This is a genomic window from Stutzerimonas decontaminans (assembly GCF_000661915.1).
Classification (GTDB): Bacteria; Pseudomonadota; Gammaproteobacteria; order Pseudomonadales; family Pseudomonadaceae; genus Stutzerimonas; species Stutzerimonas decontaminans.
Genome location: NZ_CP007509.1, coordinates 2,835,715 through 2,858,107, shown reverse-complemented (window position 1 = coordinate 2,858,107; position 22,393 = coordinate 2,835,715). Strand labels below are relative to the sequence as shown.

The following is a 22,393-nucleotide window of genomic DNA, read 5'->3' as shown; positions in this document are numbered from 1 at the left end:
CCATTCATGTTGCGGCAGCGTCGATCCGCTGCCGCCAAGCATACAAGCGAGGTAGAACATGGCCCGTTTCCCACGGCAGCAACTCTATATCCATGGCGGCTACGTCGATGCCAGCAGCAACCAGACCTTCGAGAGCATCAACCCGGCCAACGGCGAAATCCTGGCCGAAGTGGCGGAGGCCGGCGCGGCGGATCTGGAACGCGCCGTCGAAAGTGCCGAGCAGGGCCAGCGCATCTGGGCGGCGCTGACCGGCATCGAACGGGCGCGAATCATGCGTCGCGCGGTCGATCTGCTGCGCGAGCGCAACGACGAGCTGGCGCTGCTGGAAACCCTGGACACCGGCAAGCCGCTGAGCGAAACCCGCAGTGTCGACATCGTCACCGGCGCCGACGTGCTGGAGTACTACGCCGGTTTGGCACCGGCCATCGAAGGTGAGCAGATTCCGCTGCGCGACAGCAGCTTTGTCTATACCCGCCGCGAACCGCTGGGCGTGGTGGCCGGCATCGGTGCGTGGAACTACCCGATCCAGATCGCCTTGTGGAAAGCCGCGCCGGCGCTGGCCGCGGGCAACGCGATGATCTTCAAACCCAGCGAAGTCACCTCGCTGAGCGCGCTCAAACTGGCGGAAATCTTCAGCGAAGCCGGCCTGCCAGACGGGGTGTTCAACGTGTTGACCGGCACTGGTGCTGGCGTTGGGGCGCTGATCACCGAGCACCCGCGCATCGCCAAGGTGTCGTTCACCGGCGGCGTGGCCACCGGCAAGAAGGTCATGGCCAGTGCGGCGGCATCGTCGCTCAAGGACGTGACCATGGAGCTGGGCGGCAAGTCGCCGCTGATCATCTGCGAGGATGCCGATCTGGACCGCGCGGCCGACATCGCGGTGATGGCCAATTTCTTCAGCTCCGGCCAGGTGTGCACCAACGGCACGCGGGTGTTCGTGCCGGTCGGTCTCAAATCTGCGTTCGAGGCCAAGCTCTTGGAGCGGGTGCAGCGCATTCGTCTGGGCGATCCGCAGCAGGAGGAAACCAACTTCGGTCCGCTGGTCAGCATCGCGCACATGAACAACGTGCTCGACTACATCGCCAAGGGCAAAGCCGCCGGGGCGCGGGTGCTCTGTGGTGGCGGGCGGGTGACTGAAGGCGAATACGCCAAGGGCGCCTTTGTCGCACCGACCATCTTCACCGACTGCAGCGACGACATGACCATCGTGCGCGAAGAGATCTTCGGCCCGGTGCTGAGCCTGCTCGAATATCAGGACGAAGAGGAGGTCATCCGCCGCGCCAATGACACCGAGTACGGCCTGGCCGCGGGCGTGGTCACCGCCGATCTGGCGCGGGCGCACCGCATCATCCATCGCCTGGAAGCCGGCATCTGCTGGATCAATACCTGGGGCGAATCGCCGGCACAGATGCCGGTCGGGGGCTACAAGCAGTCCGGCATCGGTCGCGAGAACGGCATCGCCTCGCTGGCGCACTACACGCGGGTCAAATCGGTACAGGTGGAGCTGGGCGAGTTCGCCTCGGTGTTTTGAGGGAGGTAGAACCATGGAATACGACTACATCATCATCGGCGCCGGTTCGGCCGGTAACGTGCTGGCCGCGCGCCTGACCGAGGACACCGATGTCAGCGTGCTGCTGCTGGAAGCCGGCGGGCCGGACTATCGGCTGGACTTCCGCACCCAGATGCCCGCCGCGCTGGCTTATCCGCTGCAGGGCACTCGCTATAACTGGGCCTATAAGACCGATCCCGAGCCGCACATGAACAACCGCCGTATGGACTGCGGCCGTGGCAAGGGCCTGGGCGGCTCTTCGCTGATCAACGGCATGTGCTACATCCGCGGCAATGCACTGGACTACGACAACTGGGCCAAGACGCCGGGCCTGGAGGACTGGACCTACCTCGACTGCCTGCCGTACTTCCGCAAGGCCGAGTCGCGCGACATTGGTCCCAACGACTACCACGGCGGCGACGGCCCGGTCAGCGTGACCACACCGAAGGCCGACAACAACGAGCTGTTCCACGCCATGGTCGAGGCCGGCGTGCAGGCCGGTTATCCCCGTACCGACGATCTCAATGGCTTCCAGCAGGAAGGCTTCGGCCCGATGGATCGCACGGTGACGCCCCAGGGCCGGCGCGCGAGCACGGCGCGTGGTTATCTGGACCAGGCCAAGGAGCGGCCGAACCTGACCATCCACACCCATGCCGTCACCGACCGCGTGCTGTTCGAGGGCAAGCGTGCCGTCGGCGTTCGTTACCTGCGCGGCCGCGAGCAGCCGCAGGTGGCGCGTGCGCGGCGGGAAGTGCTGCTGTGTGGCGGCGCCATTGCCTCTCCGCAAATCCTGCAGCGCTCCGGGGTTGGCCCTGGCGCGCTGCTGAAGAAGCTCGGCGTCACGTTGGTGCAGGAGCTGCCCGGCGTCGGCCAGAACCTGCAGGACCATCTGGAGATGTACTTGCAGTTCGAGTGCCTGAAGCCGGTGTCGCTGTACCCGGCGCTCAAGTGGTGGAACCAGCCGGCGATCGGCGCCGAATGGCTGTTCCTGGGCTCGGGTATCGGTGCCAGCAACCAGTTCGAGGCCGGTGGTTTCATCCGCAGCAGCGACGAGTTCGAATGGCCGAATATCCAGTTCCACTTCCTGCCGGTGGCGGTCAGCTACAACGGCAGCAACGCCCATGACGGCCACAGCTTCCAGGCCCACGTCGGCTCGATGCGTTCACCCAGTCGCGGGCGCATCGAGATTCGCTCCACCGATCCGCGGGTCGACCCGAGCATCCTGTTCAACTACATGGCCCACGAGCAGGACTGGCGCGAGTTCCGCGATGCCATCCGCCTCACCCGCGAGATCATCGCCCAGCCCGCGCTCGATCCGTACCGTGGTCGCGAACTGAACCCCGGCGTGGAGGCGCAGAGCGATGCCGAGCTGGACGCCTTTGTCCGCGAGCACGCGGAGACGGCCTATCACCCGTCCTGCTCCTGCAAGATGGGCACCGATGACATGGCCGTGGTCGATGGCCAGGGCCGGGTGCATGGGGTGGAAGGGCTGCGCGTGGTGGATGCCTCGATCATGCCGCAGATAATCACCGGCAACCTCAACGCCACCACCATCATGCTGGCCGAGAAGATCGCCGACCGGATTCGCGGTCGCGAGCCGCTGCCGCGCAGCACGGCGAACTACTACGTGGCCAACGGCGCGCCGGTGCGGCAACCACCGCAGCGTTGACGCACCCGCAGCACGGCGGTGGAAAAGGCTTTGCCATTTTCCACCCTGTGGGCTGCCGAAGACTCGTTGCGCAGAAATGAAAACGCCCCGCTAGTGCGGGGCGTTTTCGTGTAGCAGACCAGCTCAGATCACTTCGGCCCAGAGGTCGTACTCGTCGGCGTTGGTGACGCGTACGCGGACCTTGTCGCCGGGCTGCAGCGGTTGTGCGCTGTCGACGTAGACCATGCCGTCGATCTCCGGAGCATCGGCCCACGAGCGGCCAATGGCGCCGTCCTCGTCCACCTCGTCGATCAGCACGTCCAGCTCCTGGCCGACCTTGCGCTGTAGGCGCTCGGCGCTGATGGCCTGCTGGTGCGCCATGAAACGGTCCCAGCGCTCCTGCTTGATCTCGTCCGGCACCGGCTCAAGGTCCATAGCCTCGGCCGGCGCGCCGTCGACCGGCGAATACTGGAAGCAGCCGACGCGGTCGAGCTGGGCTTCGGTCAGCCAGTCGAGCAAATACTGGAAATCTTCTTCGGTCTCGCCGGGGAAGCCGACGATGAAGGTCGAGCGGATGGTCAGCTCCGGGCAGATCTCGCGCCACTTCTTGATGCGCGCCAGGGTCTTGTCTTCGAAGGCCGGGCGCTTCATGGCCTTGAGCACCTTCGGGCTGGCGTGCTGGAAGGGGATGTCCAGGTACGGCAGGATCTTGCCGGCGGCCATCAGTGGGATCACGTCGTCGACGTTGGGGTAGGGGTAGACGTAGTGCAGGCGCACCCAGACGCCCATCTTGCCCAGCTCCTCGCACAGCTCGAGCATGCGCGTCTTGACCGGCTGGCCGTTCCAGAAATCCAGCTTGTACTTGAGGTCGACGCCATAGGCGCTGGTGTCCTGGCTGATCACCAGGACTTCCTTGACGCCTGCCTTGACCAGGCGCTCGGCTTCGCTGAGCACATCGCCCACCGGCCGGCTGACCAGCTTGCCGCGCATCGACGGGATGATGCAGAAGCTGCACGTATGGTTGCAGCCTTCGGAAATCTTCAGATAGGCGTAGTGGCGCGGGGTGAGCTTGATGCCCTGCGGCGGTACCAGATCGACGAAGGGGTCGTGCTCGATGTTCGGCGGCACCACTTCATGTACCGCGTTGACCACCTGCTCGTACTGCTGCGGGCCGGTGACCGCCAGCACGCTGGGGTGCACGCCGCGGATGTTGTTCTCGTCCACGCCCATGCAGCCGGTGACGATCACCTTGCCGTTCTCGGCGATCGCCTCGCCAATGGCGTCCAGCGATTCGGCCTTGGCGCTGTCGATGAAACCGCAGGTGTTGACCACCACCACATCGGCATCCTCGTAGGACGGCACGATCTGGTAACCCTCCATGCGCAGCTGCGTGAGGATGCGTTCAGAGTCGACCGTTGCCTTGGGGCATCCGAGACTAATGAAGCCGACTTTAGGTGTAGCGCCAGACATGATAATCCTCAGAGGCCCCGCCATTTCGGCGGCTGATCAAAAAGTGCGCAATTCTAGCGGCGCCTGAAGGGCATTTCCAGTGGTGTAGATGACTCAGTGTGCCGGCGTGACAGTAAACTTTGCTTGGCCAAGTCGGGGCACCGAACAGATGCAGCTATCGACAGCCATCCTCTGACGGCCGTTTTCGGCCAAAAGCTGCCTGTCGTAATCGGCTCAAATCGCCCCAAAGCAGAAGTTCGATTTGGAAAGTCCGATGGCTGCTACGCAGCGGGAGCGATCAATCGTTAGGGTACTATGAACGCTAGCCACCGACCGGAAGCAGCCCTCCGGGACAGCCAGCTCAAGCCAGCACGGCCACTCTCGCTTGACATCGCCACTGAATCTGCATGGCTTAGATTGAGTAACCGTTCTTCGCCGTCTTCAAGAGAGACTCCCCGTAGCTGCTCGGTTGCTTGATCTGCCTGCTTGCGAACACGCTGATGTCAAGGTCCGGCTTCCCACGGGCAGTGGTGACCTGTTCGATGCCTAATGACGTCAGGACGAGGTAGCAACCCTCTCCCCACAGGGACTCCGCATCGATATCAACCGGGCCAGCATCACGCCACCAGCAGAGCCTTGCGACCACAGCGCCGCTCGGGTCGAGGAAGACGCTGGGCTCCTCGTCATGCGCGCTCCAGCGAAGCCGCTTCACCCAGTTCGGGCACAAAGCGAACGAATAGGCCGCTGCGTCAAAGCCCATGTCCACCGAGCAAACAACTTTCCTTACCAGCGTTGGCGCCAGATCATTGTCAAATGCGAAGTACTGGCCAAGCCAAACAGCGATGGGCAGCCTGGCATAGCAGTCGTCGAAGTCTTCACTGTCAATCTCTGCCGAGGGTGCTCTAAAGCGGTAGAGACGGTGCTCCGACAGCCGTGGCTTGAGAATCTTGAAGCGGGATACTTCGGCCACGACTTGGCCGTGGCTGTCTGCTGGGAAGGGGGCAACATCACCGTCGACTTCGTCAATCCATTTCCGTTCTCGCTCGGACCAACCCGCACTTCGGTTCAACAGCGGCATTCGGATCCACTCGGGGCGCCCTCGTGGGAGCTTCAGCGGTCGAGGCGGAAGCGGGCAGCCCAAACGTTCCAAAAGCGTGAGCATGTCGCTGCCTTTCAATTTGCCGGCCAGCCGCAGTTCTCCTGCGACGTGGCGAAGTGCGGCAAGGGCAATGTAGGCGTGGGGCTTCAGGTAAGTGATCTGCATGTCGAGCACGCGAAGCTGAGTCTCAAGCCTTTTGGTGCCAGAGGGCCCGAATGCCTCAAGTCCACCCCAATCCTGGATGAACATCGCCGCGCGTCGGCGGACTGTCATCTCCTCAATGCCTGCCGCCTTCGCGATGTGACGTGCCGTCGAGCGCAACATCTCGGTCCAGCCAAGCGGCGACTCGACGCGCATTGCACCAGTTCTTTCGTCCGTGAATGCCTGGTCACCCTCTGGCGGGTGCTCGAGTTCAAGGCGATAGAAAAGCGGCAGTGGTATCGCGTCCAAGGGGACAGCCTGCCTCCACCGATGCGACAAGAGCGCGGCTGACTCTGCCACCGCAATGTCACGGTGACTGACCAACGCAGCCACGGCGCTGCCCAACTCGGGGGCAAGGTCCGCGCTGTCAGCAGCCAGCAGAGTTCCGAGCGCATGCAAGGGGGCATCTAATTCGCCGGCTATAAGTCGCCGCATAAGGGACTTGAACAAAGCTTGGCCAAGTCCGGCTTGCCTTGCCAGGCTCAACGTGCAATTGCGTGCGTGTCGCTGAACTTCTGCAACGGGCAGCCGATAGGCAAAGTGCAGCAGATCCTCCAAAAGTTCCGTGTCGCTGAGCGGTAGCTCGCTCGGCTGGAAGGGTCGCCCCAGCTGGAACTCGCGAGTGCAGGCCATCTGCTCCTCAAGTAACGACCAGATGGCCGGCCAATCCGGCGTCGCGCTGATTACCGGCAGTATCGAATCCAGCTCTGTCAGCAGTGACTGGGTGTTCTCCTGGCCCGCCGTTACTGAATCGACAATGTTCTCGAAGGCGGCTGGGCATGTGGATGGTCCCTGCAAGAGCTTCTTCGCCTCAAAGTAGAAGAACTTACCGCCACCCATCCACTGGCTCCAGGAACTCCAGGGGTCCTTGCCTGACTCGTAGCCTTGCATCAGCTTCTTGGCGTACTCGACCTCCCCCGCCGCAGCCAACCTTTTAACCATCAGGAAGCGGCAGCGCGCGTCGTCCTGCAAGACCTGCCAGCGCTCAAATATCCTCCGCGCCATATGAAGCGGGGCCGTCTCGGCCAGATCTCTGAAACGGTACGGGGCGTTGTAGTTCAGTTCGTCGCCATCCGATTCAAACGCGCGCTCAAGCTGCTCGAGAGTGGTCTCCGAGTCGTACTTGCTTGGCGTATACGAGTGTCGAGGTTCCGGCGCTTCTGACGTCCACCGGGCTACGGCGGCGTCGAGCTCGGCAGATGAAAACCCATGTCTTCCGGCAGCGGTGCGAAGGCGCTGGAGCAGTCCGACCCTCTCGTGTGCCCTGCTGGCTACCTCGATCACCGCCAAAAACATCCGCGCGAGCGGTTCAATCTGTATAGGTCCCGCGGCGTCGGCGGCGATGTCGATGAAGTCACCGACGTGGTGCGGGTCCCGGTAGTACGGTTCCATGTAGAACGGCAGACACAGACCGCACCAGACCGTCGCGCAAGCCAAGACGAGTTCAGGGCTTCGCCGCACCATCCCCGTCATGAGCAGGTCAACACGGTTCGGCCAGCCAATCAGATTCCAATCCGCCAGTGTCTTTGACACCTCGAAGCCGAAGCGAGGTCCGACCTGCGTCGCTTCCTCGATTAGCGACATCGTCAAACGATGCGCGGCCGACGACCCTTCCGTTTCGGTCATGCCGCCGACCTGGCGCATTAAGGTCGATACTCGCTTGACACGGTTCTCCGGGTCAGCGGCGTTCGCAAGGACCAGGATGTCTCGCCAGATTGCGTACTGCGGGTCTTTCTTGGGGGCCAACGCGTAGCCAAGGCATTGCTCGGGAACCGTCGCCAGCAACTGTTTGGCCCGCTCTAAGTCCCCGACCGCAGCCAACGCGATGGCCAGATCGGCCAACCCGTTGATCTGCTCGCTCGGCGTGCTCTCCTGAAGCTCCGCCACGAGTGCGTTGAGTCGATCGACGGCCGCCACCCGGTCACCGTCAACCCTATACGCATCGACGGCCAATCTGCGTCGCAGGTACGCAGTGCCCCCCAGCGTCGATGAGGCGATGGCTGCGTCAATTTCCCGAAGTACCGCACGGTACTCAGTCTCGCCGCGCTTGGCGCCGAGCCTCAGCAGCGCTGGCACGAGCATGGGGATCGCTTTGAAGGCCTGCTGGATGCGATATGACTCGCTGCCGCCTTCTGATGTCAGACGTAGGACGTACCCAAGGGCAATGCGGGCTTCGTCCTGGATGCTGCCGGCCGGCACGGACGCGTTGTCGACGGCGGCGCGACCTAGAAGCACGCCTATCGTCGAGGCGTGCTGCTGAAACGGATGAAGGAAGGTGTGCTTCGACGGTATCGCGCTTGGCAGCGGCTTATTGAGCAGCGTGCAAAGCCTCGCGTGATGCATCACCGCACCGACCAGATTACCCAGCCCAGCCAGGTCCGTCTCGTCGTCGCACATAGAGATCATCGGTGCGACCAGCTTGTCGAACAGGGCCTCGGCTAGGTAACGACGGTCAGCTTCGAATGCAATTAGTGCCATCCGGCGTCGGTAGCCGTTGGGTACCTCTACGAAGCCAGGAAGGGCGGCGGCAGCATCAAACAGGGCAAGCGCTTGCGCAACGTCGCCACGCCGACTGGCCACAAGACCTGCGTGAACCATCACCGAAGGTTTGTCTTCGTTGGCTACCCCGAGCTTGCTGCAGAGGTCTTGTGGATCGGCGCCAACCTTCTGAAGGAGCATCGCCTCTGCGGCTTCCCTCCTCAGATGCAGTTGCAGCGCGGCGACAGTTTGCGGATCCACCTTTTCGGGCTGGCGTAGCCCCTCTGCGGCGAGGTGGTCAATCGCTATCTGGATCTGCTCGGTGTCTCGGAAGTGGACGGCGCGCCTTGCCCACCTCTCGAATTCCGTTATGTTGTGGTCGTGCCCGTGGTTCTGGAACTTGGACGTATGGAGCTGCGACAGTGGCTCGAGGCTTTCAAACAGTTCCTTCGCCCGCTCGAAGTCCCCTCGCGCTAACAGGGCGTCGACGATCTCGTAGCCCTGGCTGGGGAAGTACTGCACGAAGGCCAGGGCTGCATCAATGTCCCCAACCGCTAGCATCGCCAGCGGAAGCTGGTTGGCGTACTCAAGGGCAGTTTCCCGCCGCCCCACTTCGTCACGACACAGCAGCAGCCGTGAGAAGGCGGTCGCATCGTGCGTTCCACGCACTGCCAGCAGAGCCAGGCGGATATCGGCGTGGATCTCGGCGATAGAACGCCCGTCAGCCAGTTGCTGCCTGAAGCGAGCGGGCATCGCCAGCGCAAGTACATCGGCACCGTCGCCGGCACGGGCGCGGTAGCGCAACTCAAGCCAGTACTGCGCCGATTCGGGCGGCGCGTTCTTCGCCAACTGGGCGAGGTCGCGGTACACGCGCTGCGAGTATTCGGCATCGACGCTTCCGAGGCGGGTTCGAGGTTGAGCGATGACGAACAGCCGAAAGCTGTTGTGGAAGACGCTCCACCCCTGGGATGAACTACGGAGCAGGTGCCGTGCAACGATCAGAGCGCGTTCAATCGCGGACTCCTTGACCATTGTAGCCAGCAGCCGCAGGTCCACAGGTGCCTCAGCACGAGCGATGTAGCCCAGCACGTCCATGGCATCGACATCGCTTGCGATCTCGCGCCAAGCAGCGGTGTACACGGTCTCAATATCGCCGTCGAACGGCATCCCACCGCTGAGAAGGTGCTTACGGCCGGCTTCGTCCGCGTGCAACAGCGCATGAATTAAGTAGCGCGTTGCCAGCGGGTGGCCATGCGATAGATTGCTTAGATCCAATCTTGGAATCTCGGCAGGCAGGCCAAGCGCCTCTGCCATCCGGGCGACCTCCTCGCGGCCGAGAGGTCCCATGAGAACCTGTCGCTCGCTTTTCTCCGCTTGCTCTCTTACTGCGGGCTTCAGATTCGCGAGATCCAGCCGCTGCGTGCCGAGGATGAACACAACCCCGTTGGGGATGGCAGCGGGAAGAGGCAGCTCGCCCAGAAGCGAATTGGTCGGCCGCTCTTCGCGAGGCACATGGTCGAGCCCGTCGACGACGATGATTGTTCGGATCCCGTCGCGGTCGAAGCGTTCACCAGCCTGCTGTACCAGGACGCCGAACTGCTCTCGGCGCTCATGCAGCGAGTCGTCGCGAAGACGAAGTCCAACCAAACCGCTGTTGCGTAACTGCGTGCCGACGTCAGTCAGGAAGTTGTCGGCCTCCCCGCGACCCACGCCTTGAGCAGCACCTGGCACGTACGCCAAGTAGCGAACGAGCCGGATATTAGCCTCAGTGGCCAGCGCAACCTGCAGGAGAGTGGACTTCCCGGAGCCAGGCGGTCCTATGAGTGAGACGTAGCCCTGGTCGGCGGCATGCAGCGCGGCTAGCAGCTTGGCCTCAGTATCACGGTTGCGCTGAACATAGGCGCCGACTGGGAACCGGTGGATGAGCAGCGTCTTGGAGGGATCGCGCCAGCCAAGCTCACGAAGCAGCTCGTCACGCGTCCACCTGTCTTTGTCGCGGGCATCGGCGACTAGCTTGGGCAGTACGCTTGCAATCTCGGATGCCTGCCGCGCCTGCTCGGCGTTCAATTTGTGCGACTGGATGAAGTCCGCCGCAGCTCCGCACACCACACGGAGGCTGTGCAAAAAAAATTCGAAGTCGTCATCGTCCAGGCCGGCTTCACGGCGCAGGTGGTTGATCAGTCGACTCCATTCCTGCGTGTACCAATCCGCTAGCGGCCGATTTGGATGCTGTTGGAGTTGCTCAAGAAATGCCGCGCTGTGGGGCGGCGTGCCATCGCCTGGCTTGTCAGTAATCGACGGAAAGTCATTAACAACCAGGCGAATCTCGACCCGGCTTCTCGGGTTGTCCTTGCGCAGGCACTGCCAAGCATGAACCAGGGGCCTCAACAGGCCGTTGGCACCAGTAAACAGCGTCTCAACAGTGAAAGTGCCTGGGAACTTGGACGTCTTGAACTGGTGACCGACCACCACCCCATCGAAACCGAGCACCAAGTCGTCGGCAATACCCGCGTTGCGGTCTGCGACGCCGATCCAGAGCAGCTCGTCGCGCTCGAGCGCAGCATAAATGGCAGCGCCCGCCCGCTCGTACTGGCCAATGTATCCACGGAGTGCTCGACGTTCACCTTCCGCCGGCGCAGTTGCAGGAGCTACAGAGGTTGATGGATTCGGTTTCTTGGACATTTTTGGAGCCATGTGAATGGATTAGGTAGTTGACGCCAACTGATACCAAGAAAACTGCTTCAGCATAACCCGAGGCGTCCAGCAACAGACGGTAGATGCGGCTAAGTCATTGAGCGTTGCTCTGAAACGAAGCCTGGCCAGCTCCAATCGAAGCGGTCATTCACGAGATGGGGCGTGAATGACTAACATCGCCTATTCCTGCCGTTCAGTCAGGAAATTCGAGCGACAGGTCGTGGCCGGGGGCGGCCAGTCGCCATAGGCTGGAGTCGGCCGATTCTGTTGAAAAAGTCGGTGTTGGCCAGAGTCGCCAATCCATACGTCCAAAAGCGGCTGATTTGCGCGTTGCTGGGTGAAATCTAGGGCAGCTCTGACCCGAAAATTGATCAGATTTCTGCGTAGGTAATGCACTTTTGTGGGCAGAAATATCAAAGGGACTTTTTCAACAGAATCGGCCAGAAGCGGACATTCACAGTGACTGAGGAATGAGGGGCGGGTCACTTTTGCTCGGATAACCTAACGTTGGAATTCAGCGGATGCCGTAGGCAGTCCGCTGGAATGACTTGTTAGGCAACAACTCCACTGCCTATGGGTTTATAGCGGATTTACTTAGGTTGGTACTCCAATGATGAATGGTGAAGGTTAATGCGCAAATTTCCCGCATCGTCTTTAACGTAACCCCACGTTTTGTCAACGGTAGTCACTTTCCCATTTTTATCTGTGAAGTGAACTTTCCCCATAGTAATTGCGCTATTGCCATCAAGAAAAATAGCAGAAGTGACAGGCTCACATTTTCTCCAGCCTTTTAGAGCAAAACCTGTGTCGGCAGGGAAGGATGGGTCACCGCCAACGAAATAAGATAGCGCACCGGCACGTGTGGGGCGAAATGTTTGAGGGTTCACCGTGAGCGTAGGCTTAAAGAGTACTGCGCCCATTTGGTAGGCGTAAGCGGAATCTATGACTTTCTCGGCCAATGCTCTCGCTGCTACTTTTCCATCCTTTTCGTATGCGGCGTTGATATCAAGAAGAGCAGCACACCATGCTTGCTGAGCTGTTAATGCTTCCTTCTCTGTTACTGCCTGATTTACAACGATGGGCTCGTTTGCGTTCGCAATATTTGAGGTAAGTGCGACTAATGCTGTTAATGCTACAAGTTTGACTTTCATAGTTGGGAGACCCCTGGGTTGAAAGAATTGGATTGTTGCGTGTTTGACTGTGCCTAACGCCGCAATCACCCGCTTGTCGGGTGCATTGCTTTGTTATGCGCTTTCTCTGCAAGTGCGTTGATCGCACATTCATCTAACCGGGCACGCCGTACCTCTTCGAATATCCGAGCGCCCGAGCGCTCGTAGAAGCTCCTTCCTCGATCATTGTCGGTAGCCACGATCCAGTCAATACGCCCGCAGCCAGTATTCTGAGCGAGGATACACAGCTCTGAGAGTAGAGCTTCGCCCACACCGCTTCCCCGGAACTGCGGATAGACAAACAGATCGTCTAGCCAGATGCCAGGCTTGGCAATGAACGTGGAATAGATACTGTAGTACGTCGCGATACCCACGGCCTCGCCTGACTTCATGGCCAAGAGCGCAAACGCCTTGGGTTGTTCGGAGAAGAAAGCTTCCTCAATGTCAGCTTCCGTAGATTGAAGCGAATTCAAACACCCATCGAATTCCGCTTTTCCTCGAACAAGGTCGAGTATCGCAGGAACGTCCGCTTTTTCTGCCTTCCTGATTTCAATAATAAGAGTACCCTCTCTATGGATGCGCATAACGCCGCCAACACGCGCAGCTTTGTAGTGAAGGCGAAGCCGCAACCGAAATGGTGTCGCTATGCTTGGATTGGTTAGTGGCAGACGCCCGTGACGTTGGCTCTTGCCCAAAGCAGGCTCCCATGAAGCGTTGGCCGCCTACATTCTCTGCGGAGTGGTTGCCTCTCTAGTTCAGGCAACCAGCAGGTGACGTCTAACCGCGTGCTGTGCATCAGTCTTTCATATTCTTCCACGCGAATACCGAGGCCAAAATAATGATACCGATGGCAGCACCAAAGTATAACGTAGCGATCGTAGCGCCAATCTCTACCGCCTGCTCAAGGAACAGAACCACCAGTAGCACAACAGCCACTTGGCTTACTGTTATCTTCAAATCATGGAAGCTCTTAATGTCCAGAGGGTTTTGGGATTCTCTGTCATCATCAGACACCGGACGGATGAACAGACGATACAGGTTAACCGCCATGATCTGAAAAGTAATAGCGATCAGCAGGAGATCCAACAGCTTCAGGAGGCGAACCGCGAGGCTCTTGCCGTCGTCAGCAGAGACAGGTATATCACGTACTACATCCAGTGCGGTATTCCAGATTATGTTAACCGAGGCACCATACAAGAGCAAAGATGACACCGCACAGATAACGACTGCCACCCACACCATAAACCGACTACTTCTGAAAACTCTCTCGATCATAATTTCTCCGGGCCGCGTCACAACGTCAGTTACAGACTCACAATTTTCTCTTAGTCGGTTTCACCGGACCATCTACTATCTCGTTAATCAACCTCTAGATTGTGCTTTCTACGGCGTTAGCCGAACACTGGAGCTGTCGGATTACTGCTGGATTACTTCAAACGTTCGTGACCCTGACATGACCTGGAGAAAAGCCACTAACAGTGATTAGACCGAACGCTCGACTAATACGCAGCCTAACATTTCGCTAACAATGTTGACTTTTCTCTTGCGGATCAGTGTTTTATGCATCTTTCACTCCCTTCTGCTGCGACGTTATATCGAACGCGGTATAAGCCAGGGCGGCCGAATGCGGCATAAGCCCGCGCTTCACAGCATGTCGCCAAAGCTAGCAGGAATGAATGCTTGTGTGAGATAAGCAAGGCATCCATGCCGCCGAAGATGGGACTGCGCGTGAGCAGTTGTTTCCATAATGCTTTTTCTGCTGTTGATTGCCAAGAAATTAGTGGCCGCTTCTGGCCGGTTAGCGACCATTGCTCCGGCCAACCATCCTTGTCCTCCCACACCAGGAGGACTTGCCATGAACACCATTGCTACCTACAGCCATCAGCCCTGGAACAAAGGAAAATTAGTCGGACAGAAGGCCCCGCTCCGCCTGAGAGATATCTGGGCAATCCGGGTGAGGCTGCAAATCGCCGAGAGAAGTCGAGATCTAGCGCTCTTCGATTTAGCCATCGACAGCAAGCTGCGAGCCTGCGATTTAACCAAGCTCCGTGTGCGCGACGTTGCCCATGGCGAAAACCTGTCATCACGAGCCATGGTGATGCAGCAGAAAACGCAGCGGCCAGTGCAGTTCGAGATCACTGAGCAAACACGGTCTGCTCTCGCGGCCTGGATACATCAAGCCCAGCTCCGCAGCGAGGACTGCCTTTTTCCGAGCCGGCTGCATACCTCTGACCATCTCTCCACTCGTCAATACGCCCGTATCGTCAAAGGCTGGGTGAAAGCCATTGGCCTTGATCCAGCCATGTATGGCACTCACACAATGAGACGTACGAAGGCATCACTGATCTATCGCAGGACGAAGAACCTGCGTGCGGTTCAATTGCTGCTCGGCCATACGAAGCTTGAGAGCACTGTCCGATACCTCGGGATTGAGGTCGATGACGCCTTGGAAATGGCGGAGCAGACCGAGGTTTGACCATGTATAGCGACGGTCGAAGTCAGACCGTCGCTAACCGGCCAAAAGCGGCCAACTATAATTAGCCGTATCGTAGTCTGCTCCAAATGGTTACAAACCACGCACTCTGCCAGCCAACTAGGTTTCAACTGCCGTTTTGTCGATAGGCTCTCCTGACTCATTAGTTTCAGGCAGACCTTCCTGCAACTCGCCCTCCTGCGTTTCCTTGGACGGCGGCTTGCCTAGCCACTCATTGGTTGACTGCTGTACTTCATTCAGTTGCTTATTGAGTTGTTGCAGGGTCCCATCGACCGTTTCGCGGGCTACGTCTTGCATTGCCTGCTCAGCCTTCTCGGCCAGTTTCTGCGCCGATTGCTCGGCTGCGTCGCAGCCGGCCAAGCCCACCAGTAACAGCCCCATAGCTGTCAATTGCAGCGTTTTTTTCATTACCGCCTCCAGTGTTGAAAGTTGCCAATTCGACAGTAGGCAGCCGACTAGCTACCTCCACCTGTTTTGATTTACACCTGAGGGCCAGCCGGGGCCGGCTGGCCACGGGTTTTCCAAAGGGACAGCAGCACGCCGCCCAGCAGCAGCAGCAGACTCAGGGAGATTACCGATGGAATCTTGCCAATGAACTTTCACGAATGCCAATTTCGCGATGCTCGCGGTGAAGCACCCCTAGGTCGAAGACCAACAGGCCAATCACTATGCTGATAAAAACGAGCCACAACCAAGTGGCAGTGCCGAGAAATTCGGCCAGGAAGAACGGTTCTAGGGCAGTCATGAGCCCCTCCTCTAAGTGTCGAAGTTGTGCAAACTGCAACTCCGACATGGCAGCGGTTAGCTGTCAGAGGGGCCCGGCGTTGCGGAGGCAACTCTAGAGGTGCATTTGTGGCTTCTCAATCGAGGAAAGGTCGCAAGGTGTTTCAAGCGGATTGACTGATACTGTGAGTAGACCTTCTTTTCGTAGACGGCTTCGGGCGGCTGCTTTTGGCCGAAAGCAGCGGCTAGCTCACGTCCATCATTGGTTGGGCCCAGATCGCCTTCAGTAGTGCTGGCAGATTCCTTTACTCAACTGACTGCTATAACAAAAAAGCCCGGCACCCCTCTGAGAGTTAGGGGCTGGGCTTTGTATTGCGCGAGGGAATTCTGTTTAGAGAATGTAGCTTAAGGGCAACCCAAGCTCACGAACCCGACTGTTGGCGTTTTGCTCATCGACTTTGAACCTCGAAAACCGCGCTTGAAAAAGCGCGCGAGTATATAGAGCTGAGCATTTTTTAGCCAGGCTATGAACGGCGCTTGCGCGTCGATCAGACGGCACGCTCCTGAGTGCCGCGGCGGAGGCCAGGCGGCAGCTTGCGAACTCAATCAAGAGTTGCGGCGACGACTGTGGTCGCGACGCGTGGGCGCTGCGGCAGGTAGCGTTTGAGCTTGAGTGCCGGCGACTCGATCAGGTGCCAGGAGAGTACTGCGGCGGCGAGGCTGGCGGCGAAGCTCAGCAGCATGAACGGTAGCAGCGGCAGGCTGCCGTCGCTCCAGTGCATGAGCAGTTGCTGCAGCGGGAAGGCGAAGATGTACAGCCCGTAGGAGAAGTCGCCGGCCTTGCCGAACCCGGCCAGCAGCGGGATGCGCAGCTGGGCGAGGTAGAGCGTGAGATAGGGCAGCGTGAGCACGTGCACCAGCTCCCAGTAGTCGCTGCGCGCACTGAGCAGGTTTGCGGCAACCATTAGCGCGGCGAGCTTCCAGTTCCAGATCAGTTTCTGGCGATACAGATAGAGCACCACACCGGCATAGAAGAACATCCCCAGCCGCGTGGCTTTGCGCAGCAGGTCACTCTGCACCTCGTATACCGGGATCAGGTAGAAGTGCACGCCGACCATCAGAACCAGCCCGAGCAGCGCCATGCTGCGGCCGAACACCTTGAGCAAGCCGAGCGTCAGCACAGTGGCATACATCAGGACTTCGTAGGGCAGCGTCCACAGCGAGCCGTTGACCGTATCCGGGAAGGGGTTGCTGGCGAACACGCCGGGCAGGCGGAACTCCGTGATGAACACCGCGTTACCCAGGTAGGCAAATGTTTCGGGTGCGGCGAAGTACTCGCTCAGTGGCAATCGGGTAGCCAGCGGCCCCACAATCAACACGACAAACAGCACTGAGACGATCAGCGCCGGAAGGATGCGCAACGCCCGTTTGGCGGCAAAATCCAGCACGCTGTGGCTATTCAGCCAGGAACCGGCGATGAGAAAGCCGCTCATGACGAAGAACACGTGCACGGCGATGTCCGCCGAGTCATAGCTGCCGCTGAACAGGCGCAGCGGTTCCTGATGCGCCTGGCCCGAGAGGCCGTAGGCGTGACCGAATATCACCATCGCGGCGGCGAAAAAGCGCAGGAAATCGAAGTTGTTGTCTCTATCCGCCAGAGTGGGCGTGTGCATCGGAACCTCCTGGTCTGAGTAATCAACGCAGCGGAAAAGCCTGGCTCATGCCCAGCGTGTGGCTTTCACCGTCACGGATCGCCTGCTCGATAAGTTGCAGGCGCTCGGGGGCATGCTGGCGTCTGGCGACATATCGCAACAGGCTGAGGAAGATGCGGCGGTTCAGCCGGTACAGCCAGGGCGAGGCAGCCCAGACATAGGTGTCGAACCAGGCCTGGTTGCGGGCGGTGTAGTAGGCGCGGAAATCCGAGTCGCCCAAGAGGAAGGCTTCGTAGATGTTGCGGGTGTGGGACTTGATGTTCCAGGACAGCTCCAGCTCGTCGATGAATGCGTCGGTGACCAGCCGCAGGCGGCCACCCATCGCGGTAATGCGGCGGGTGTATTCGGTGTCATCGGCGTAGAGCACCAGCTCCCGCAGCGGCAGGCCGATCGCCTCATACAGGCTGCGGTGCGCGAGCATGCCGCCGTAGGGCGCGAACGGCAGGTCAATGGCACGTGGCGGCGTCCCTTTTGGTCGGCCCCAGGGCAGACGCCGCCAGAGCTTGTAGGGCAGCTGCGCGATATGGAAGCCGAAATAGCTGGAGCGCGGCTGGATGGCGAAGCGCTGTGGCACGCCGCGGGCGATGTCCTCCTGTTGGGTTGGGCGAAAGCCCAGTACGGCGGCACGCTGCAGCCCGACACCGTCACCCAGCAGGGCCAACTCTTCGTGCAGCAGGCGCACCGCCGCTGCGGTCGGCGCATTGTCGTCGTCCATCATCCATATGTACTGGGCGCCTTCTGCGAGCGCAGCTTCCAGCCCCACTGCATAGCCGTTGGCCGAGCCGGTGTTCTGCGCCAGCGGGATAAGCCGGACCTGACCGGGCCAGCGGCTGGTCAGCTGCTCAAGCGGCGCGCTGGAAGCGTTGCTGACCACTATTACTCGGGTGATCTGCTCAAAGGCGAAAGCCTGCTCGATCAGGCGGCGCAGGTAGATCAGGCGGTCACCATAGGTCACCGTGACGATGGTGGTCTGTCTTCGCGCCTCTGTTTCGCTGGAACTGACGGCAAGGGCCTGGACAGCCCGATCGCAGGTGTCAACACGCGCTGTGTTCGGCACGGCAATTCTCCTTAGTGCTGTTCGGGGATCGCGATCGGCGTGCCGCTGGGTACATCCACCGCCGGTTCTTCGTCAGCGGGGCCGAAGAAAGCGTGGAAGATGCGGATGAACCCACCGGTGGCCGTATCGCCAGGCGCATCCGGTGCAGGAATGAGTTCGGTGTAGGAGTAACCGTCGGCCAGAATCAGTGAGGTTCTGGATGGTCCGTCTGTGCTCATGCTGGAGCTCCTGAATAGTCGTAGCGCTGTGCCGATCAGAATGAGTAACGGCGGCTGTCCGTCGCCGGAAACCACTGCGCACCGGCAGCGGGCTCGGCCGTGCGGTGGCCGCGAATGATTGCGGGTTGATCGGCACGCTGATCGCTGCTGGGCATCGCACAACGCTGCGCCGGATCGATGGTTGACTGGCTGTAGGCAATCACGCTGGGGCTGTTGGCGGCCTCGCAGGCGCTAACGTGACTGTCGTGAAGACTTGAGGTCGGGTCTGCGCTCAGCGACTCGACGATCAACGCGGCGCAGGCCGGATCGGTCGCCAGGACGAGGGCGAAACCGAGAGCGCGGGTGGCTCTCATCCACTGTTTTACTGTGTTCATCCTTGAAACCTCGTAAGTGAATGGGTGGTTAGGCGTGCTTGATCGGCACCACGGCAGCCGGGTAGAGCTGCGTGCTGGAGGAGGCCAGCGAAGGAGCGAGGCCCTGGCCCTCGTAGGCCCTGGCTTCGCGCAGTCGTGCCTCGACGAAGGCGCGTATTTCCTGCTGAAAGCGCTCACCGGAGAAGCGCTCCGCATTTCGACGACAGTTCTCTGGGGTGATCCGTGAGCGCTGGGCCTCGAAGTCGCCAATGGCGGCGATGATCGAGTCGGTGGTCTGCTCCGGATAGAACACGCCGGTGGGCTCGGCATGTTCGAGCCCGCGCACGGTTTCCAGCACACCACCACGACCGTAGGCAACCACCGGTGTACCGCAGGCCTGGGCCTCGATCGGTGCGATGCCAAAGTCTTCCTCCGCGGCGAAGACGAACGCTTTGGCGCGCTGCATGTGTTGCAGCAGTACCTTGAAGCTTTGGTAGCCGAGCAGCGTGACATTGGGCCCGGCCGCTTCGCGGGCCTTTTCCATTTCCGGGCCGCTTCCGATCACGATCAGGCGTTTGTCGGGCATCGACGCGAAGGCCTCGATGATCAGTGGGATCTTCTTGTACGGCACCATGCGCGAAGCGGTCAGATAGAAATCTTCCTTGGCCTTGTGCAGGGTGAACTGGCGGGTATCGACCGGCGGGTAGATCACCGTCGACTGGCGCCGGTAGCTTTTGTTGATGCGCCGGCCGATGAAGTGCGAATTGGCAATGAACTCGTCTACGCCGCTGGCGGTGCGCTGATCCCACATGCGCATGTAGTGCAGCAGCATGCGAGCGAGCTTGGCCTTGATGCCGTGTTCCAGGCTGGCTTCATGCAGGTACTGGTGCTGCAGATCCCAGGCGTAGCGGATCGGCGAGTGCACATAGCTGATGTGCAGCTGATTGGGACCGGTCAGCACACCCTTGGCCACCGCGTGGCTGCTGGAAATGACCAAGTCGTAGGAAGACATGTCCAGCTGCTCGATGGCCAGCGGCATCAGCGGCAGGTACTTCTGGTAATGGCTGCGCGCCTTCGGCAGTTGCTGAATAAAGGTGGTGGTGGCGCGCTTGCCGCCGAGGTGGGCACGGTCTTCATCGGAGAGAAAATCGATGACGGCGAACAAGTCGGCTTCCGGCCAGACGGCGCACAGGCCGGCAAGCACGCGCTCGGCGCCGGCGTACGTCACTAGCCAATCGTGAACGATGGCAACTTTCATGGCATGACATCCTTGATCTGAAAATGATGCGCGGCGACGCCGCGGCAGGCAGAGCGGTGGCGATTAGCGACCGTGCAGACGTATCAGTGGCAGCAGGTCGTGCTGACCAGTGAGGCGTCGGCCGGCGTGGGCCAGGGGCAGCTCCAGCAGGTGGCGGCAGAGCAGGGCGCTGCCGAGCGCAAGTAGCAGCCCGAAAACGGCACCGGCGACAGTCGCGGCCGGGCTGGTCAGGTCGAGTGCCTCGGTCAACCGAGCGCTCAGGCCTTGCATTGCCGGGAGCAACAGGTAAAGCGAGTAGCTGAGGCTGCCGAGCCACACCAGCAGCGGTGCGCGCAATGGCAGGCGGCTGCTAAAAAGCAGAAAGCTCGCGATGGCCAGGGCATAGCTGATCAGCTCGCGCGGCCAGGCCGTTTCGGTAGCAGACCAGCCTGCGATGAATACGACGGGTATTACCAGCAGGTAGACCCGCAAGGTGTAGCGTGCGTACTCACGGGCGCGGCGGCGGGCATAGCTGCTGCTTTCGTGCTGAGCCTCATGCCAGATGGAGGCGAAGAACATCAGCGACAGCACCAGCGGCAGCGTGACCGGCACTGCCACGTCGAGCAGCTGATGCAGCAACGCCAGCAACAGCGCGGCGGCCAACAGCAGGAGCGCGCAACCGGCTCGCAGGCTCACGCTATGCAGCAGGCCGAGCGCGTGCAGTGCCAGACAAAGCCCGTAGAACAACAGAAGCGGTGGCAGGGCGCCGTAACCGCCGATGACTTCGAATGCCACGCCTGTGCTGTGCATCGTCACGCCGGGCAACCAGGCCGGTGCCGCTGGCAGCACGATGGCTGTCAGTAGCACTGCGAGCAGGTAGACCGGCAGCAGACGTAGCAGGCGTCGGACGACGAAGCCTCGCCCGTCGTCGGTTCTGGCGTGCAAGCTGGCCGGCACGATGAAGCCGCAACCGAGCAGGAACCAGAGGCATGCCAGCAGCCCAACATCTACCGCGTGTTGCATCAGCCAGCTTTCCTCCGGCGAGGGCACCAGCACGCTCTGGACCATCAGAAGTACTGCCGCGCCGCCACGAAGCGCGTCGATATGCGCCAACCGTTCCATGGTCTGCCTCGTTTGGGTGATGGGTGAATTGTCGGAACAGCGTCAGGACCGGCCTCAATGGCGATCCGGTGACCAGGCGATGAAGGACGGCGGGCTGGACTTGCCCATCAGAGCCTGGTCGATCAACTGCGATACCTTCTGTGCCGAGCGTTTCCAGGAATAGCGCTCGACATTTGCCAGACCGAGAGTGCGCAGGTCGTCACGCAGCCCGGCGTCCTGCAGTACGTGGCGCATGCAGCGAGCGATGTCCTCGATGTTCAGCGGCTCGAAATAGAGCACGCTGTCGCCGAGCACTTCTGGGATGGATGCAGCCCGGGCGGCGATTACCGGACAGCCGCAGGCCTGTGCCTCCAGCGGCGGAATGCCGAAGCCCTCGTAGAGCGAAGGAAAGATAAAGGCCGTCGCGCCCTGGTATTGGCTTACCAGCTGCTCATCGTCGAGCCGTCCGAGCATGCGTACGCGCGTGTTGCCCGCGACGCTGTAATCGGTGCCGGCGAACACCGAATGTGAGTCGCCGACGATACGCAGCTCCACATCGTCGAAGCCTTCGAGGCTGAGGAAGGCGGCGACCATCCGCGCGAAGTTCTTGTGTGCATTCGGTGAGGACACTGCCAGCAGATACGGGCGCTTGCCGTCGCGGCTGTGCTCAGCTGCCAGCGGGCGGAACGTCGCAGCTACGGCGTTGGGCACCACGCAGATCTTCTCGCTCGGGTAGCCGTAATAGCGGGCGATTTCCTTGCGCGAGAAGTCGCTGACCGTGATCAGTGCCTTGATGCGCTTGAGCAGCAGCGGCGTGAGTCCCTTGTAGAGACCGCGAAAGGTGCGCGAATAGCTTTCCGGATGGCGGACGTAGGTGATGTCGTGATGAGTGGCGATCTGGTTGCGGTAGATCAGCGGCGCGGTGTTGCACAGCGATACCAGCGGCGGATAGCCATGTTTCGCCAGCCACAGCGGCAGGTCCAGCTGCTCCCATAGATGCCCGCGGTTACGACCAATCCGTCGAACCTGAAGGCGCTCGGCACTGGCGTGCATGCGAATGTCATGGGGCGCGACGAAGTTCAGATCCTTGCGCATGGCTCCAAGCTCCAGGCAGACCTGCTCGGCAAAACGTTGCACGCCGCGGGTTTCCTGGGTGAGGAAACGAGCGTTGATGGCAATCATGAGTGGCTCTCCTTGGAAGGTTTTTCGTT

General features: G+C 60.5%; 16 protein-coding genes and 1 pseudogene. 3 read left to right on the top strand and 14 right to left on the bottom strand.

Annotated features, from left to right (window positions below; genetic code table 11):
• Positions 1-58 precede the first annotated feature (58 nt).
• Positions 59-1,531, top strand: coding sequence for a betaine-aldehyde dehydrogenase (betB, locus tag UIB01_RS13055; RefSeq protein WP_038661171.1), 1,473 nt, complete (start codon positions 59-61; stop codon positions 1,529-1,531).
• Positions 1,532-1,544: 13 nt separating this feature from the next.
• Positions 1,545-3,218: a choline dehydrogenase gene (gene betA, locus UIB01_RS13050; protein WP_038661168.1), complete on the top strand. Its 1,674-nt coding sequence runs from the start codon at positions 1,545-1,547 to the stop codon at positions 3,216-3,218.
• A 123-nt stretch (positions 3,219-3,341) separates the two neighbouring features.
• Here the strand turns inward: betA and rimO are convergent, their stop codons facing one another.
• The 5 genes from rimO to UIB01_RS13030 form a co-directional block, all read right to left on the bottom strand.
• On the bottom strand, positions 3,342-4,667 hold the full coding sequence (gene rimO / locus UIB01_RS13045; protein WP_038661166.1) for a 30S ribosomal protein S12 methylthiotransferase RimO: 1,326 nt from the start codon (positions 4,665-4,667) through the stop codon (positions 3,342-3,344).
• A 391-nt stretch (positions 4,668-5,058) separates the two neighbouring features.
• Positions 5,059-11,106 carry an ATP-binding protein gene (locus UIB01_RS13040; RefSeq protein WP_038661162.1) on the bottom strand — a complete coding sequence of 2,016 codons (6,048 nt, stop codon included), beginning with the start codon at positions 11,104-11,106 and terminating at the stop codon, positions 5,059-5,061.
• Between the two features lie 602 nt (positions 11,107-11,708).
• Positions 11,709-12,269 (bottom strand): metal-independent carbonic anhydrase family protein, encoded by a 561-nt coding sequence (locus UIB01_RS22805; protein ID WP_080585066.1) that lies wholly within the window; start codon positions 12,267-12,269, stop codon positions 11,709-11,711.
• 65 nt (positions 12,270-12,334) lie between these two features.
• Positions 12,335-12,982, bottom strand: coding sequence for a GNAT family N-acetyltransferase (locus UIB01_RS13035; RefSeq protein WP_015278138.1), 648 nt, complete (start codon positions 12,980-12,982; stop codon positions 12,335-12,337).
• 100 nt (positions 12,983-13,082) lie between these two features.
• A complete protein-coding gene (locus UIB01_RS13030; protein ID WP_015278137.1) occupies positions 13,083-13,562 on the bottom strand; it encodes a YqhA family protein in 480 nt (159 codons plus the stop codon).
• A 580-nt stretch (positions 13,563-14,142) separates the two neighbouring features.
• On the opposite strand from UIB01_RS13030, the gene UIB01_RS13025 reads away from it, so the two are divergent.
• Entirely contained in the window at positions 14,143-14,763 is a 621-nt protein-coding gene (locus UIB01_RS13025) for a tyrosine-type recombinase/integrase (protein WP_015278136.1), read from the top strand.
• 117 nt (positions 14,764-14,880) lie between these two features.
• Here the strand turns inward: UIB01_RS13025 and UIB01_RS13020 are convergent, their stop codons facing one another.
• From UIB01_RS13020 to UIB01_RS12980, 9 genes and pseudogenes are all read right to left on the bottom strand, one after another.
• Complete coding sequence (locus UIB01_RS13020; protein ID WP_015278135.1) at positions 14,881-15,189, bottom strand: hypothetical protein; 309 nt, start codon at positions 15,187-15,189, stop codon at positions 14,881-14,883.
• 181 nt (positions 15,190-15,370) lie between these two features.
• Positions 15,371-15,526 (bottom strand): annotated as a pseudogene (locus tag UIB01_RS13015) (TerC family protein); the annotation flags it as partial.
• Positions 15,527-16,106: 580 nt separating this feature from the next.
• Positions 16,107-17,177: an acyltransferase family protein gene (locus UIB01_RS13010; protein ID WP_038661154.1), complete on the bottom strand. Its 1,071-nt coding sequence runs from the start codon at positions 17,175-17,177 to the stop codon at positions 16,107-16,109.
• Positions 17,178-17,199: 22 nt separating this feature from the next.
• On the bottom strand, positions 17,200-18,273 hold the full coding sequence (locus UIB01_RS13005; RefSeq protein ID WP_038661151.1) for a glycosyltransferase: 1,074 nt from the start codon (positions 18,271-18,273) through the stop codon (positions 17,200-17,202).
• Positions 18,274-18,284: 11 nt separating this feature from the next.
• Positions 18,285-18,491, bottom strand: coding sequence for a hypothetical protein (locus UIB01_RS13000; protein WP_038661148.1), 207 nt, complete (start codon positions 18,489-18,491; stop codon positions 18,285-18,287).
• Between the two features lie 35 nt (positions 18,492-18,526).
• Positions 18,527-18,865 (bottom strand): hypothetical protein, encoded by a 339-nt coding sequence (locus UIB01_RS12995; RefSeq protein ID WP_038661145.1) that lies wholly within the window; start codon positions 18,863-18,865, stop codon positions 18,527-18,529.
• A gap of 28 nt (positions 18,866-18,893) precedes the next feature.
• Positions 18,894-20,102 (bottom strand): glycosyltransferase family 4 protein, encoded by a 1,209-nt coding sequence (locus UIB01_RS12990; protein WP_038661142.1) that lies wholly within the window; start codon positions 20,100-20,102, stop codon positions 18,894-18,896.
• Positions 20,103-20,165: 63 nt separating this feature from the next.
• Entirely contained in the window at positions 20,166-21,203 is a 1,038-nt protein-coding gene (locus UIB01_RS12985; RefSeq protein WP_038661139.1) for an acyltransferase family protein, read from the bottom strand.
• Positions 21,204-21,257: 54 nt separating this feature from the next.
• The gene (locus UIB01_RS12980) at positions 21,258-22,364 is read right to left on the bottom strand and encodes a glycosyltransferase family 4 protein (RefSeq protein ID WP_038661136.1); all 1,107 of its coding nucleotides are present in this window, start codon (positions 22,362-22,364) and stop codon (positions 21,258-21,260) included.
• Positions 22,365-22,393 lie beyond the last annotated feature (29 nt).

Coding starts and splice junctions, on each gene's coding strand:
- betB (WP_038661171.1), top strand. CDS start 59: ATGGCCCGTTTCCCACGGCAGCAACTCTATATCCATGGCGGCTACGTC.
- betA (WP_038661168.1), top strand. CDS start 1,545: ATGGAATACGACTACATCATCATCGGCGCCGGTTCGGCCGGTAACGTG.
- rimO (WP_038661166.1), bottom strand. CDS start 4,667: ATGTCTGGCGCTACACCTAAAGTCGGCTTCATTAGTCTCGGATGCCCC.
- UIB01_RS13040 (WP_038661162.1), bottom strand. CDS start 11,106: ATGTCCAAGAAACCGAATCCATCAACCTCTGTAGCTCCTGCAACTGCG.
- UIB01_RS22805 (WP_080585066.1), bottom strand. CDS start 12,269: ATGAAAGTCAAACTTGTAGCATTAACAGCATTAGTCGCACTTACCTCA.
- UIB01_RS13030 (WP_015278137.1), bottom strand. CDS start 13,562: ATGATCGAGAGAGTTTTCAGAAGTAGTCGGTTTATGGTGTGGGTGGCA.
- UIB01_RS13025 (WP_015278136.1), top strand. CDS start 14,143: ATGAACACCATTGCTACCTACAGCCATCAGCCCTGGAACAAAGGAAAA.
- UIB01_RS13020 (WP_015278135.1), bottom strand. CDS start 15,189: ATGAAAAAAACGCTGCAATTGACAGCTATGGGGCTGTTACTGGTGGGC.
- UIB01_RS13010 (WP_038661154.1), bottom strand. CDS start 17,177: ATGCACACGCCCACTCTGGCGGATAGAGACAACAACTTCGATTTCCTG.
- UIB01_RS13000 (WP_038661148.1), bottom strand. CDS start 18,491: ATGAGCACAGACGGACCATCCAGAACCTCACTGATTCTGGCCGACGGT.
- UIB01_RS12995 (WP_038661145.1), bottom strand. CDS start 18,865: ATGAACACAGTAAAACAGTGGATGAGAGCCACCCGCGCTCTCGGTTTC.
- UIB01_RS12990 (WP_038661142.1), bottom strand. CDS start 20,102: ATGAAAGTTGCCATCGTTCACGATTGGCTAGTGACGTACGCCGGCGCC.
- UIB01_RS12985 (WP_038661139.1), bottom strand. CDS start 21,203: ATGGAACGGTTGGCGCATATCGACGCGCTTCGTGGCGGCGCGGCAGTA.
- UIB01_RS12980 (WP_038661136.1), bottom strand. CDS start 22,364: ATGATTGCCATCAACGCTCGTTTCCTCACCCAGGAAACCCGCGGCGTG.